The 13,693-nt window shown below is 56.3% G+C and carries 11 protein-coding genes; 6 read left to right on the forward strand and 5 right to left on the reverse strand.

Annotation, left to right across the window (positions count from 1 at the left end):
* Positions 1 to 150: 150 nt before the first annotated feature.
* Positions 151 to 1,263, reverse strand: a complete 1,113-nt coding sequence (locus tag DXT96_RS10190) for an acyltransferase (RefSeq protein WP_153514517.1) — start codon at positions 1,261 to 1,263, stop codon at positions 151 to 153.
* Positions 1,264 to 1,412: 149 nt separating this feature from the next.
* Complete coding sequence (locus tag DXT96_RS10195) at positions 1,413 to 2,741, reverse strand: hypothetical protein (RefSeq protein WP_153514518.1); 1,329 nt, start codon at positions 2,739 to 2,741, stop codon at positions 1,413 to 1,415.
* Between the two features lie 487 nt (positions 2,742 to 3,228).
* Between DXT96_RS10195 and DXT96_RS10200 the strand changes: the two genes are divergently transcribed.
* The 6 genes from DXT96_RS10200 (at position 3,229) to DXT96_RS10225 (ending at position 11,220) form a co-directional block, all read left to right on the forward strand.
* Entirely contained in the window at positions 3,229 to 4,452 is a 1,224-nt protein-coding gene (locus DXT96_RS10200; protein ID WP_153514519.1) for a glycosyltransferase family 4 protein, read from the forward strand.
* A 73-nt stretch (positions 4,453 to 4,525) separates the two neighbouring features.
* Positions 4,526 to 5,998: a lipopolysaccharide biosynthesis protein gene (locus DXT96_RS10205; protein WP_153514520.1), complete on the forward strand. Its 1,473-nt coding sequence runs from the start codon at positions 4,526 to 4,528 to the stop codon at positions 5,996 to 5,998.
* 36 nt (positions 5,999 to 6,034) lie between these two features.
* Positions 6,035 to 6,982 carry a polysaccharide pyruvyl transferase family protein gene (locus DXT96_RS10210; protein WP_153514521.1) on the forward strand — a complete coding sequence of 316 codons (948 nt, stop codon included), beginning with the start codon at positions 6,035 to 6,037 and terminating at the stop codon, positions 6,980 to 6,982.
* 207 nt (positions 6,983 to 7,189) lie between these two features.
* Entirely contained in the window at positions 7,190 to 8,674 is a 1,485-nt protein-coding gene (locus DXT96_RS10215) for a lipopolysaccharide biosynthesis protein (RefSeq protein WP_153514522.1), read from the forward strand.
* A complete protein-coding gene (locus DXT96_RS10220; protein WP_153514523.1) occupies positions 8,662 to 9,987 on the forward strand; it encodes a polysaccharide pyruvyl transferase family protein in 1,326 nt (441 codons plus the stop codon). Before DXT96_RS10215 ends, DXT96_RS10220 begins: the two co-directional genes overlap by 13 nt.
* Before the next feature lie 9 nt (positions 9,988 to 9,996).
* Positions 9,997 to 11,220, forward strand: coding sequence for a glycosyltransferase family 4 protein (locus DXT96_RS10225; RefSeq protein WP_153514524.1), 1,224 nt, complete (start codon positions 9,997 to 9,999; stop codon positions 11,218 to 11,220).
* Positions 11,221 to 11,284: 64 nt separating this feature from the next.
* Here DXT96_RS10225 and DXT96_RS10230 read toward each other — a convergent pair whose 3' ends face one another.
* The 3 genes from DXT96_RS10230 to DXT96_RS10240 all read right to left on the reverse strand — a co-directional run bounded on the left by DXT96_RS10230 (position 11,285) and on the right by DXT96_RS10240 (position 13,405).
* Entirely contained in the window at positions 11,285 to 12,076 is a 792-nt protein-coding gene (locus DXT96_RS10230; RefSeq protein ID WP_149899382.1) for a metallophosphoesterase family protein, read from the reverse strand.
* A gap of 271 nt (positions 12,077 to 12,347) precedes the next feature.
* Complete coding sequence (locus DXT96_RS10235) at positions 12,348 to 12,953, reverse strand: transglutaminase-like cysteine peptidase (protein WP_153514525.1); 606 nt, start codon at positions 12,951 to 12,953, stop codon at positions 12,348 to 12,350.
* Between the two features lie 146 nt (positions 12,954 to 13,099).
* Positions 13,100 to 13,405 (reverse strand): hypothetical protein, encoded by a 306-nt coding sequence (locus tag DXT96_RS10240; protein ID WP_153514526.1) that lies wholly within the window; start codon positions 13,403 to 13,405, stop codon positions 13,100 to 13,102.
* Positions 13,406 to 13,693: the final 288 nt, after the last annotated feature.

Consider the following 13,693-nt stretch of genomic DNA (forward strand, 5'->3'; position numbering starts at 1 on the left):
AAGTAATTTGATGTCGAACATGGTTATCCAACACCTTAAAATTTTCCTTTAAATCGCACAGCCCAAGCAAACGATCAAGTGTTAAAATAGGCTCGGGATATGAACATCTCCCTATCCTTAACGGCCTGGCTGCGGATACCGCCCTTGGTGTCAGGAGGCTGCGACTTTTCGTCGGGGTGTTATCACGCGGTTACGAAGCCATGTGTTTGCGGGTGTTTCGACAAATATATGAAACGCGTGGGCTATGGCGATGGTGCTGACGACGATGACGAAATAGGCGACGTTGTTCCAGCCCGGGGGAAGCGTGAAAACACTCAGAACAACCTTGAAGCCGAGAAAAATAAAAGGGTGCAACAGGTAGAGCGCATAGGAGGAATCCCCCAGCGCAGCAAGCGGCTGGGCGAAGCGGGGCAGGGCAATCCCCCGCGTCAGGGTTGCTGTCGTCATCAGAAGAATCGCGCCGCCGCCAAAAACGAGTAGTCGGGGAAAAGAATAGCAGCCGGGACCGCAAGCGGGCCCGAACATGTCGACTTCCAGGAGCTTCCAGACTGCAAGGCCACCAATAGCCATCGCGGCGCCGACTATAGGGGGGATGCGTACTCCGCGTAGAAACAGTGTCGCGAGCACCATTCCCGCGACAAACTCCAGAATGATCGGCTGGAACCAGAAGCTGAACGGTAAGGGAAGGTTCAGGGCTGGGCCGATCAGGATAGCGCCGAACAGGATGCTCGATGTCACCAGGACGGCGCGCTCCAGAGACAGGAAGATGAAAGCTGCGAAGACCATATAAAAAAACATCTCGTAGTTCAGCGTCCAGCCGAGGTCGAGAATGGGAAACGGATAGGCGTCACCATATCCAATGGTGTCATAAGGGATAAAAAAATAGGAAGTCAGAATTGCCTGGAGTGACGGAAATGTCTTTACGCCAAGAAAAGCACCTCCCGCCAACACGATAAGCCGCAGCGTCAGCGCGAACCAATATAGAGGAACAATACGCAGAAGTCGGCGCAAAAGAAACGCCGCACTTCCACCCGCGGCCGCAAAATACGGTCTGGAAGCATAAACGATGACGAAGCCGGAGATAACGAAAAAGAGGTCCACCCCAGCACCAAGTCTCAACACATGGAGCGGGAAGAGTGTAAATTCCCAGCTGACATTTGCGTGCAGGCCGACAACCATAGCGGCTGCCACGGCACGCATCATTTGAACGACATCGAGACGTTGCGTCCCCACAGCAGGCGCATTGTTAAATTTTTGCGTCATCATCATCATCTGTAAAAAAAGAAAAAATATATTTGGTATTATTTGTGTCCGCTCGCGCGGACAAAAAGTCATTTATCAAAGCAGGCTATCACGCATAAGGTTGGCACGATATATAAAATTTTGCGACTGCGAAATTTCGCCCTCAGCCCTCAGAAAACCTCCAGAATGGTGAGCTGGTCGCTGACGGAAAGCTGGTATTGCCCGCCTTGCTGCGCGATCACCCTCTGGGTCACGGATCCGTCGTCGCTGAAGCGGTGGGCGATGACCTGATTGTGAGGCCCAGTTACGGAAAAGACCGCGAGCCGTTCTGCGGGCGGATTTTCGATCCGGGCCGGCCATTGCCAGCCCCGGATGCCGAGCCACACCGGCACAAGCAGCGCGCCGTCGGGCCTTGCCAGCCGCAACGTCACCCTTTCGGCATCGCTCTGGAGAAAATCGAGGCGCCTTTCCGCCGGGCTGGTTTGCCGCTTCGCCTTGCAAAGCGACAGAAGGGCGCGCACGGCCTCATAAGCGGGCGTTCGGCTCAGATCGTGGCGCAGCAGGCCAAAGGATGATTCCGGGTTTGTCTCATCCTGCGCGAAGCTCGACACCATTTCATAAATATAGGCCCGGCGGATGCCGCTGAGGAAACACCACAAAAGCGCGCGGGGCATGTAGCGCGCCTTGATCCCCTCGGTAACGGGGAAATGGAAGGTCTTCGGCTGCAATGACGTATGGTAGCCGATTTCCGTGGCGAGCACCGGGCGGCCGGGCGTGATATGCGCCGAGGCGGCAATAGATTTGGAAAGCGCCCCCGGCCCGGTCGTTTCGGGATGCTCCATTCCGGCATAGGGGTGAATGTTGCCGTAGTCGCTGACCGCCTGCAGATCCAGCGCCAGTTCCCTGTTCGTCAGGACATAGCTTGGCGCCGCAAGCGGAACGCCGCTGAGGTCGGGCGTCGAGTGGATGATCTCGTGCAGCGCCGTTTGATGCCGGGCCGAAATGCCGGGCGCGTTCGCGGGATCCTTCGTCAGCACCGGTTCATTGCTGCCCTCGAAGAGGGCGATGCCGCCGTCACACCAGTCGTGGAAATCAGCGATCCTGTCGAGCGGCGTGGAAACATAGGGATTGAGATCATCATAACAGATGATGGTAAGGCGAAGGCCGGCCGCCACGATCTGGCGCAGGCGCTGAAAGGCGGGGCTGTTGCGGCTGTCTCTTGCGGTGATCAGTCCCTCATCGCGCAGATGGCGCACGCCCAGCGCCTCAAGTTCAGGCAGGATGCGCTCGAAGGCTTCCGGATAGATGCCCGTCGGGCGAGCGAAATGGCCGCACACGCCCACACTATCGAGAAAGGCTTCCGTATCGGCGGAAAAAACGGGCGGGGTCTGTGCGAATGCGGGATAGGAGCCGGTGGCGGCGGCCAATGCGAAAGGTGTTGCTGAGAGCAGGCTGCGCCGTGTCAGGCGGCCCATGGTGATCGGCTGTTTTCCGTTCATCTGTGTCTCCTGATAATCATGGCGGACAGTGCAAAGTGAGGCATGGCTGGGTGGGCGCCGATTAAATGCGGGCGGCGTCTCTCAATATGCTGCGGTCAGAATGTCCTGAAAGCTTCGCGGCGTTTTTTCAGCCGCCATCAAATCCATGTTTGCAAAATAAGAAAATATAAAGCAGTCACCGTTCCAGACAGCATAAACTGCCGCTTTGGTCCGGGTATTTCGTATTCAGATGACGTAGCACGGGACAGGCTCTTTTCGCAACACGGGATGACTTTTGTCGCACCGCGAAAAGAAATCACTTGAAATGCCCTCAATTCCCGTGCTTTTTGAAAGTGAATTTTTGGTTATTCATATTTTCAAATGTTAGTTCCGCTCCGGCTTTTGTATTTTTTTACAAATGTCTCACTGGCTCCCGGCACTTCGGGAGCGTGGCAAGGCCAGAGCGGAAGTCATAAATTTTCGATTAAGGAAAATAGAGCGTATCCGCATGCGAATTCTCCATTTGAGCAGTCTTTACCCGCCGCATATTGTCGGCGGATGCGAACGGTCGGTCGAGCACCTTGCCGAGGAACTCGTCTCCATGGGGCATACCGTCGGCGCCGCCTGCATTGAACGGCAGGCGGAGTCCAAAACGGTGCGCAACGGCGTCAGCGTTTACCGCATGTTCCACAATAATGATTTCTGGCTTGAGGACTGGCCTCAACACACGCCGCAGCAAAGGCGTATGCAGAAGATCAGGCAGCAGTGGAATTTCAACGTTGAGAAGCAATTCGAAGCCGTTCTTGACGATTTCAGGCCGGATGTTCTCAACACCCATTCGCTGCTGGACGTTACCACGCTGGTGTGGCGGGCGGCGCATAAGCGGGGCATTCCAATCGTCCATACGATTTGCGAATATGATCTCCTGTGCGGCAATGCCGCCATGTTCAAGGGTGGAAAACCCTGCGAGCATATCCATCTGGGCTGTCAGGTGGTGAATTTCACCAAGAAATTCACGCAACGTTATATTGGCGCGGTCGCGAGCGTTGGGACGGAAATCCTCAAGACGCATGTCAATCATGGACTGTTCCACCATATTCCCGAAAGCCTGCGACGCGTTATTTTTTATTCCTGCACGGTTCCGGAGGGCGATCCGGTCGCCCGCCGGCGGATCGACCGGAGCGGCAAGCCGCTGACCTTTGGCTATATCGGCCGCATCAATACCGAAAAAGGCGTTGGCAACATGGTCGATGCCTTCAATCAGATCGGCCACGGCAACTGGCGCTGTCTGGTCGCCGGCCAGGCGATGGACGATTCCATTGAGCGTTTTACGAAGCAGGCGGGCGATCTGCCGATCGAATTCATCGGCTGGGCGAAGCCGAAGGAGTTTTTCGAAGAGATTGATGTTCTGATCGTTCCCTCTTTCTGGGCCGAACCTTCGCCGCGCACGATTTATGAGGCCTATGCTATGGGCGTTCCCGTCATCGGCGCGGCTTCGGGCGGTATCCCGGAGCTGATCGGCGAGACCAATCACGACTGGCTGTTCGAGCCGGGCAATGCCGCTGACCTTGCCGCGCGCATTCGCCGGGTGCTGACGCTTTCGCGCGAGCAATTGCCGACGGAGGCCGATTTCGGAAATATCGTCGAGGAATCCACCTCACGGCGGGTCGGCGAAAATTATGTGAAGCTCTATGAAGACGTGCTGGCGAAAAGCAAGGCTGCAGCCGCATGACGGGCGTGCGGATGCCACGCGCTGATCTTTCAGCCGCGGGCAGGGCGCCATCCCGTGTTTCCGGGTTTTGCAGATGTTGAAGTTGGACGAAAACGCTCCCCGTCTTGAAAGGCGCTCGGTCACGAGCGCCCTGTGGAGTGCGGTCGGCGGTTATGGCAACGTCTTTCTGTCTTTCGTCGTCTTCCTCATTCTGGCGCGCCTGCTGACGCCGGACGAGTTTGGACTTGTCGCCATCGCAACGGTTTTCGTGGATATCATCCTCGTCATCGCCCGCGGCGGATTGCCGGAGGCGGTGTTGCAGCGACCGGAGCTGGACGAAGACTATGCGGACACGGCTTTCTGGTTTTCACTTTTGTGGGGAGCCGTGTTGTGCGCCTTGCTTTCGCTGGCGGCGCCGTTTCTCGCGGGGCTGTTCGGAATTGCGGAACTCAGCCCGGTCTTGATGGCGCTCTCCACCGTTCTCTTCATCATGGGCGCTGGCACCATCCATGAAGCCCGCCTGCAGCGTGAGTTCGCGTTTCGCAAGCTTGCCATGCGTGCGCTCCTGTCCAATTTTCTCGCCGGTGTGATCGCAATCGCTCTGGCCCTGAATGGTTGGGGCGTATGGGCAATGGTCGTGCAGAGGCTGATCGCCAGTGTTGTGACGACTTGTATGAACTGGATTGCCTGCGGCTGGATTCCGCGTCCGCGTTTCGTCAGAGCCTATGTGGCGGATCAGTGGAGTTTCGGGTCGCGCATCTTTGCGGCAAACTTCCTGATGGGCCTCAATGTCCGCCTGCAGGAGCTTATCGCCGCAACTTTTCTCTCGACCGCGGCCGTGGGGTATATCCGGTTGTCATGGCGGTGCATTGATCTCGTCAGTCAGCTGGCCGTCATTCCCCTGACATCGGTAGCGTTGACGAGTTATGCACGCATCAATGCCGAGAACAAATCCCTCGAAAATGCCTATTTCGGCTTTATCCGGCTGTCGGGCATCATTGCTTTCCCGTGTTTCCTTGGCCTTGCGGCCACGGCGCCGGTTCTTATTCCCGTTACCTTCGGCGAAAACTGGGCCGCCGCCGCACCGGTCACGCAATTATTATGTCTGACGGCTCTGCCGTTTGTCGCTAATTCCTTCGTCTGGCCGCTTCTGACCGCCATCCGGCAGGGCGGTAAAACCCTGTATCTGTCGTTTCTGCAGGTCGTTATCGGCTGTGGGCTCGGTCTTGCCGCTGCGCCTTTCGGCTTGCTGCCGGTTACTCTTGCTCATGTCGTAAGGGCCTATCTGACGTGGCCGGTCGCTTTGGTCAGCGTCCGAAACAGCGCCGGCATTTCGATAGGCGGTACGCTTCGCACCTGCATGTTGCCGCTCATCGCGGCCTTCACCATGGCTGTTCTGGTTAGCGGTCTCTACTGGATGATGGGCGAACGTTTCTCCAAACCGGTAACACTATGCCTGCTGGTCTCGGCAGGGGCGGTGATCTATCCGGCTCTGCTTTTTGTCACGATGCCCGGGGACATAAGGGGGGTGCTCAAAGAGGCCAGGGCGCTTTTTTCACGAAAATGAAATTGCAGAACGACTTAATTTCAGGACGAGGTTCCAATGAAGACGATTACCATTCTCGATACAACCGTAGCCTCGGACAATCTCGGCGATCAGATCATTCTCGATGCCGTCAAGGATGTGCTGCTTGAGGTTGTTCCTCAAGCTTATCCCTATCATGTGGCGACCCATGAATATATGACGAACGTCTCGAAGTCGCTGCTGCGCAAGAGCGAAGCTGCCTTTGTTGCCGGCACCAATATTCTCGCATCGAACATGGAGGCCCGCGTGTTGTGGAAGTTGCTACCGTGGGATGCCTTCGCCTTCCGGGAGACTGTTCTGCTCGGCTGCGGCTGGATGAACTACATGAAACAGCCGAACGCCTATTCGCGCTGGATTCTGAAAAAAATTCTGTCGGATGAATTCACGCATGCGGTGCGCGACAATTACACCGCCGAAAAACTCAGGTCCCTCGGCAAAAAGGTTCTGAACACCTCTTGCCCGACCATGTGGGGGCTTGATCCGGACCATTGCAAGTCCATTCCCACTGCCAAGGCCTCTTCCGTTGTTACAACGCTGACCTTCTACCTCAATCGCCAGGAGGAGGACAAAAAGATGATTGAAATTCTGAAGGATCGTTACGACACCGTCTATTTCTGGCCGCAGCAGCGTGAAGATGCGGCCTATCTGGCTTCCATGAATATTTCCGGGCTGAAGTTTATCGATCCGACGCTCGCCGCCTATAACCACTTTCTTGACAATGAGGATGTGGATTTCGTCGGGACGCGCCTGCATGGCGGTATCCGCGCAATGCAGAAATTCCGCCGCGCCCTGATCGTCAAAGTCGATAATCGAGCTACGGAAATTTCCAAGGATACCGGTCTGCCGACCATGGACCGCAAGGATTTCGACAGCATGTCGAACTGGATTGCCGGCAGCGAGCCACCGCCGATAAAGTTGCCGGTGGAGGCAATCGACACTTGGAAACGGCAATTCAGGAGAGCCTGAAACCTCAACACTGGGGTTCTGGTGAATTGCCGGGAACGCGGATTACAGGCGGGCAATGGATTTGTCCGCCGCCAGATACTCTTCGAGGAAAACGGTGGCGGAAGACAGTATGGGTAAAGCCCGTCTTCTCATCTGGAGCTCCGATCGTTTTCTGATCCTGATGAAGGCCGTTTGGTCGCGGCCAGCTTTGAAAATGGTGGTCAACTGATGTCGGAATCCAATTCCATAGGCAGCGCCGCTATCAGAGGTATTTTTTGGTCCATCGTCCAGAACTGGGGTGGAAAGCTCTTTACCTCGGTTCTTTTCATTGTTCTTGCCCGTTTTCTTAGTCCCACCGATTACGGCATGGTTGCGGCGGCAGGGCTGGTTCTGATGTTGATTCAGCTGGTCTCCGAATTCGGATTTGCCGACGCCATCGTGCAGAAGCGCAATCTTGAGCCGAGTGACATCAACCTGCCATTTTACGTGTCGGTGGCCGTCGCGACGGTGTTTGTGGTTGCTGTCTGGCTGCTGTCTCCGAGGCTGGAAAGCTGGTTCGAGGTTGAGGGGCTCGCGCCGATCATCATTGCGGTTTGCCTGTTGCTGCCGTTAAACACGGCTTCCCTCTTTCAGGAATTAAATTATCGGCGGGCGCTTGCCTTCAAGCCTCTGGCGATCAGGACTTTCATTTCCAACATTCTCGGTGGCGGCGCAGCGATTATATTCGCGATCGCGGGGCTTGGTGTCTGGAGCCTCGTCGTTCAGGGTTATGTTGCAACCATCGTCACGTTGATCTGGCTCTGGCGAAAACCCTACTGGCTTCCAGGAACGACGCTGAAGCCCGACACATTTATCCAGCTGCTTCGGTTCGGTTCATCCGCTCTGGGTCTGCGCATCGTTGACTTTGGCTCCACCCGTCTGATCGATGTCATGATCCTCGGACATTACGGCGTGGCTCTCTTCGGGCTCTATACCGTTGGCAGCCGCCTCTATCAGCTTCTGATGCAGTTGCTTCAGGCGGCACTTTATGACGTCTCGTTGACGGTCCTTTCGCGCATATCGCATGAGCGAGAGCGCATGGCGGAACTATATAAACAGTCGATCACGATATCGGCGATTGTTTCGACTCCCATCTTCGTGCTTTCGGCAGCATTGGCGCCGGAAATATGCAGCGTATTGTTTGGCGCCCGCTGGCAGGGGGCGGACGAGGTTGCGCAGCCGCTTCTTCTCCTCGGCGCATTGCAATGCGTTCAGTTTCAGAACGGGCCTTTTCTCTCCGCGCGGGGAAGACCGGACAGGGTGTTGATTGCCGGAAGCGTGAAGGCGATTTCGACCATTCTCCTCATTCTGTTGGTCCCTGCGGACAGTATCGGGGCAATGGTCATTCTTTATGTTTTCGGGCAGCTGACCTCCACGCCGTTCACGTTTTTTTATGTCGCACGTGAGCTTGGGGTTCGGCTTCTCAAGATATTTCTCCTGCTTCTGCCCAGCTTTGCCTCCTGCGCCTTCTGCTTTCTTCTGGTGCAGTGGATGCGCCCTGAAGTCAAAGCTCTGGGGGCGGGGGAGTTCATATCGGGAATGCTCCTCGGGTCCATATTCGCCCTTGCATATCTTCTGCTCATGGCCCTGACCGCAAGGAATGAGGCCAGGCGTGTCGTCAGGCTTGTCACGGGCAAAATCTTCTCTCGAAAGGAAGGCAAATGCGCAAGCTGATAAAAAGACTGCTGCCGACCCCGCTGCGTCAAAGGCTGGTGGCGTATAATGAGCGGCGCAACAGGGATATTGCGCTTCGGCAATTCTTTAACGACCTGCAGGAACAAAAGCGCCGGATAAGGCCTGTCAACGCCGGCGATCGGCCGAAACGGCTTCTGATCGTGACCGGAGACCCCGTGACCGTTTTAGGTTCGGTTGGTGATGACGCGATGATCACGGCCACGCTGCAACAAGCGCGTTCAAGCAATCCGAATGTGGAAGTGGATATTCTTGTCGAAGGATCCGAATTCATCGGTCCCGTTTTTCAGCGGGGTTTTTCTCCTGTCGATATCTTCGGCAGGGCCGATTTCATAGGGGCCTTGGTGGAGCAGTTCTCGGCACGAAACTATGATTGCGTTGTCGTCATCGGCGCTGATGTCATGGACGGGTACTATCAACCGCTGATGAGTGCAAAACTTCTTGCCAGCGCTGACCTCGCTGCCGCCGCCGGGATCAGCAGCGTGATCCTTGGTTTCAGTTTCAATGACAAGCCGCATCCCGCTCTGGCCATGTTTTATCGCTCTCTTCACCCGGCAGTTTCGCTCAATGTGCGCGATGCCGTTTCTCTTGATCGCCTGAAGTCCTTTGCAAAGACCAATGCGGCACTCGTTGCCGATTCCGCGTTCAGCCTCGTCCCATCCGAGCCTGATGAGAGCACAAGTTCATGGATCGCGCGAAAGCGTGCCGAAGGATACAGGGTGATGGGTTTCAATCTGCATCCCATGCTGTTCAAAAATGCCGATCGCTTACAGATTGAGACAATCGTCAGGCGCGGGGCGGAAGCCCTGCAATCTGTTGCCGATGAAAGGCCGGTATGCTGGCTGCTTATCCCGCATGATTACCGCGAGGGCTTCGGCGATCAGGTATGCCTGAAGGCCATTGCCGGGCTTATGCCCGCAGCACTCGGTGACAGGGTTCGATATCTGGATGGCGAATGGGCTGCGCCGTTTCTGAAGGGTGTTGCGGGGCAACTTGACGGCCTCGTCAGTGGCCGCATGCATCTTGCAATTGCCGCACTCGGCAAAGGTGTCCCTGTCATATGTATCGCTTATCAGGGAAAGTTCGAGGGGCTGTATCAGCATTTTGATCTGCCAGTAGACGATCTTCTTTCGCCGGCTGCCTTTTACACTGAAGACGGCATCAAGCGCGCCTTGATCGATTTTGTCGACCGAGTGGATGACGTCGGTGAAAAGGTGAAGAGGAAACTGCCAGATGTTCTTGCGCTTTCGCAAAAGAACTTCCAGCTGTTTGACGTATTCTCCGGTCGACCTTGAGATATCGATATGAGGGTCGCTTTCGTCTCAGCCATTCCCGCTGTACCTGCAAATGCCGGCAATCGCAGCAGGATATTGCAACTCACCCGCGCGGTGCGGTCGCTCGGCCATGACGTGCATTTCGTTTATATCGATACTCCGATAATAGACGATTTCGATCCCGCCGCTCATGAGGTTGAATTCGGGTCCGGCCATCTGCATTTTGTGTCCCGAAAGCGGGACAGCCTGAATGAGCGGTTTGCCGAGGACCCGGCTTTCGAAGTTGGATTGACCGTATTTCGGGCGGTTCGGAAGATTTACCGAGTACTTGGCCGCGACAGAGGGTTCTACAATTACCTCGATGAATTTTATTATCCGGAAATAGGCCGGCAGATACGGGATGTTCAGCGCCGGCTGGGGGTCGATGCGGTCATCGTGGAATATGCATTTCATTCACGGGCGTTCAGGGGGCTGCCGGCGAATGTGCTTCGCATTCTCGATACGCACGACTCCTTTGCTGATCGTCACAGGGCGTTCGTTAAGACCGCCAACAAATATGGATACTGGTTCTCGGTTCCGCCGAAGGCGGAACGCAAGGCCTTTCGTCGCGCCGATGTCGTTCTTTCCATCCAGGAAGAAGAAGAGCGGATATTCAGGCAGCTGCTCGGAAATGAAAGGCCGACCGTTACGACCGTCAGCCATATTCTCGATCTCAATCAACGAGTGGAAGACTTTACGTCGGACGATTTTCTATTTCTCGGTTCCGGCAATGATGCCAATGCCATTTCCCTCAACGGCTTCCTTCAGAATGTCTTGCCTTTGATCAGGGCTGCGCGGCCGGATATCCGGCTGGTTTTGGCGGGCAGCATATGCAACAGGATCGAAGACAGGGAAGGCGTTCTCAAGCTTGGTCGTGTCGATAATCTGAAAGATGCTTTTTCGCGCGCGCCGCTGTCGATCAATCCGATTACGCTGGGCACGGGCATCAACATAAAACTGCTCGACGCTCTGGCGGCAGGTGTTCCAACGGTGAGCACCCAAACAGGCGCGAGGGGCCTTTCGGAGCACTATCGCAACGGCGTGATCGTCGTCGATGATGATGACCATCAGGGTTTTGCCAATGCGGTCCTGTTGCTTGCCTCCAGCCAGCAGCAGCGATGGGAACTGGGAGACAGGGCGTTCAGCGACGCCGTTGAATGGAAACGCCAGCAAATGGCGGCGCTTGGCAATATTCTGGACTTCAAACGGGATTGATTGCTCGAAAGGCCGAAGATCGAGATTTTGAGGCCCGTTGATTTATGGTCTGCCGGTGACCGAGTCAGACAATCAATTGCGGGCCGGCATCTGAAAGCTTCAGGATCGTTAGCTTGCCCGTCGTGAAGGCGCCGGTGTCGATACCGATCCGTTGCGGGCCGGTCTGCGGTTCCGGGGCCGGCGTGTGGCCATGAATGACAAGGAGGTCGAGACCGGCTCCCTGCGACAGGAACGGCTCCCTGATCCACAACATGTCCTCATCGGTCTGCGTATCCAGTGGCAGTCCCGGCCGGAAGCCGGCATGCACGAAAATATAAGGTCCGATGCGGGCATAGACCGGCAGGCTGGATAAAAGCTGACGGTGGGTCAGCGGAATCGCGCCGATCAATGCATCCCTGAAAGGCTGAAGCCGCAAGCGGCCCTTGTGCATGAAATAATCGATATCGACGCCATAGGACAACAGTGTCTGGCGGCCACCGAAATCCAGCCAGTGCATGTTGTCCTGCGGGTTTTCGAGAAAGTCGCTGAACAGCTGCTCGTGATTGCCACAGAGCGCGATACGGCGCAGTGGCGCCGGCGGCGGCTGCAGAAGATGGTCTATGACACCACAGGAATTCTGTCCGCGGTCGACATAGTCCCCGACGAGAACGACCAGAGCGGGAGAGGGGTCAGGAGCCAGATCCGCAAGGATTTTCTGTTCCGCCTGTAAAAGCAGGTTGAGACAACCGTGCACATCACCAATGGCATAGATCGGAAACGAGGCGGGCTTGTCGCCAAGGTCCAGCCTGCGGCGCCTCCGGTCGTCACGGGGGGCTGGCTGTTTACGACCGCGAATCCAGTTGAGCACCTTGGGCATAGCTGCCGATACTGTCTCTCCGCTACAAGGTCAAGCGTGTTGACTGTGGCGGCCGCACGGCCTCCTGAGGCTAGGCCGTTAGGAGGTTCAGGTCTCCGTAAACGCTCCGCTGAAGCGCCGCGTCGGTGGCGTTTTTCCAGTCGAGGACGCTTCGATATGAGAGGACAGCATAGCCTCTTTCAGATTCGAAAGATATGACGCCTTAAATTGCTGGTCGAGCGCGCGTCTGGTCTCGCGAAACGAGGGGACGCGCAGCTTTGCTGAAGACGTTCTAGAGCTTCAGCCAGACGCGCGGGTTTTCGTGCGACTGTATCTTGATCCATTTCAGATCCACCGCTTTCCACGGCTTGACGACATTGGTGCGATTGTCCAGCACCAGATCACCCTGGGTCGTGCTGACGACCAGAACCGCATGGCCGATACCGTTCGGGGTGCGGGCTGTGGCGATGCGAAGCGCACCCGATGGCCAGCCCACCCGCAGCAAGCGTTGTCGCTTGGTCACGGCGTAGTCGTCGCAGTCGCCGCTTGCCGGATTGAGCTTCCACTCATCTTGCCCCTCCAGCTCGCCGACATAGACGATCGCGGTGTTGATCTCGGAGTTGATGCGCTGCAATTCCGTGCGCTTCTGTTTCGTCAGCTCGATCGTATCACGATCGCCAATGCGGACGCACTGGTCGGCGGCATTGTCGCAGAATTTGGCAAAGGCGATGGGCGCGATGGTGGGACGGCTTGTTGACATGAACAGGCCGGGCCGCGCTGTAACCGGGTTCTTGGCGAGACCACCAAGCTGAACGGCCGATGCCGTCGTTGCGATGCTTGCCGCCATGCCGACGGCGACTGCCAAAGTCTTTACCAGACGGCCTGTTCTCTTCGCCATGTCCCTGCCCCTGCACAGTTGTTTTATCTGTGCCTGAACATACCGGCCCTTTCTTGCAGGCCGTTTAAGTCGATAGATTGCTTTTTAGTGAAATCGAATTTTGTTGCCGGTGGAGGAAGCCGACCGGAAGAGCGGCGCAGTGGCGTTCAGTTGCAGCGGGTTCTGCCCTCGGTGTCTATAAGGCATGTTTGTTGCGGCGCGCGGCTTCTATAGTCGCGCCGCGCGTCTGATGATGAGCGGCGGTTTGTCGGCGGCCGGTCATAGTTGCGTTCGATTTCAAAATTGCGGCCGCCGATCGTGCCCTGCGCACCACCGCGACCATCCGGGGTGACTTCGAAATTCTGATATTGCTGCGCATGGGCCAATGCGGCCAGACTGATCGTAAGGACAAACAGGCCGGTTGCCAGTCCGGTTCGCAACGCTGCCGGTGGATGATGCCTGCGCGAGACCATGCGTTTTCCTCCTGCTGGTGGAGCGACCGATAGGTGTCCGAACGGGATGTGCGCGCCGCTTTCTCGGTCGCGATAATCATATCACCAATGGCGCAACAAGCGTGAGACCGATTCGTGACCGGGAGCGGCGAATCGCTGTTCACGCGGTTGTCAGGCGGCAAGCCGTCGGGCGGACTGTCGCAAGGTCTTCAGGAACATAAAAGAGCCTTTTTCCCGCTGAAAAATTAAGCTCTTCTCCGCTGCATTTATAGGCTTCACAATCCTGTAACAACGGACCTAATATACATG

Origin of the sequence: Agrobacterium sp. ICMP 6402 (assembly GCF_009498615.1) — a bacterium.
In the GTDB taxonomy this organism is placed as follows: Bacteria; Pseudomonadota; Alphaproteobacteria; order Rhizobiales; family Rhizobiaceae; genus Agrobacterium; species Agrobacterium burrii.

What these genes read in the sequence shown, in the direction of transcription:
- DXT96_RS10190 (WP_153514517.1), bottom strand. Translation starts at nt 1,263, where the DNA reads ATGACGCAAAAATTTAACAATGCGCCTGCTGTGGGGACGCAACGTCTC.
- DXT96_RS10195 (WP_153514518.1), bottom strand. Translation starts at nt 2,741, where the DNA reads ATGAACGGAAAACAGCCGATCACCATGGGCCGCCTGACACGGCGCAGC.
- DXT96_RS10200 (WP_153514519.1), top strand. Translation starts at nt 3,229, where the DNA reads ATGCGAATTCTCCATTTGAGCAGTCTTTACCCGCCGCATATTGTCGGC.
- DXT96_RS10205 (WP_153514520.1), top strand. Translation starts at nt 4,526, where the DNA reads ATGTTGAAGTTGGACGAAAACGCTCCCCGTCTTGAAAGGCGCTCGGTC.
- DXT96_RS10210 (WP_153514521.1), top strand. Translation starts at nt 6,035, where the DNA reads ATGAAGACGATTACCATTCTCGATACAACCGTAGCCTCGGACAATCTC.
- DXT96_RS10215 (WP_153514522.1), top strand. Translation starts at nt 7,190, where the DNA reads ATGTCGGAATCCAATTCCATAGGCAGCGCCGCTATCAGAGGTATTTTT.
- DXT96_RS10220 (WP_153514523.1), top strand. Translation starts at nt 8,662, where the DNA reads ATGCGCAAGCTGATAAAAAGACTGCTGCCGACCCCGCTGCGTCAAAGG.
- DXT96_RS10225 (WP_153514524.1), top strand. Translation starts at nt 9,997, where the DNA reads ATGAGGGTCGCTTTCGTCTCAGCCATTCCCGCTGTACCTGCAAATGCC.
- DXT96_RS10230 (WP_149899382.1), bottom strand. Translation starts at nt 12,076, where the DNA reads ATGCCCAAGGTGCTCAACTGGATTCGCGGTCGTAAACAGCCAGCCCCC.
- DXT96_RS10235 (WP_153514525.1), bottom strand. Translation starts at nt 12,953, where the DNA reads ATGGCGAAGAGAACAGGCCGTCTGGTAAAGACTTTGGCAGTCGCCGTC.
- DXT96_RS10240 (WP_153514526.1), bottom strand. Translation starts at nt 13,405, where the DNA reads ATGGTCTCGCGCAGGCATCATCCACCGGCAGCGTTGCGAACCGGACTG.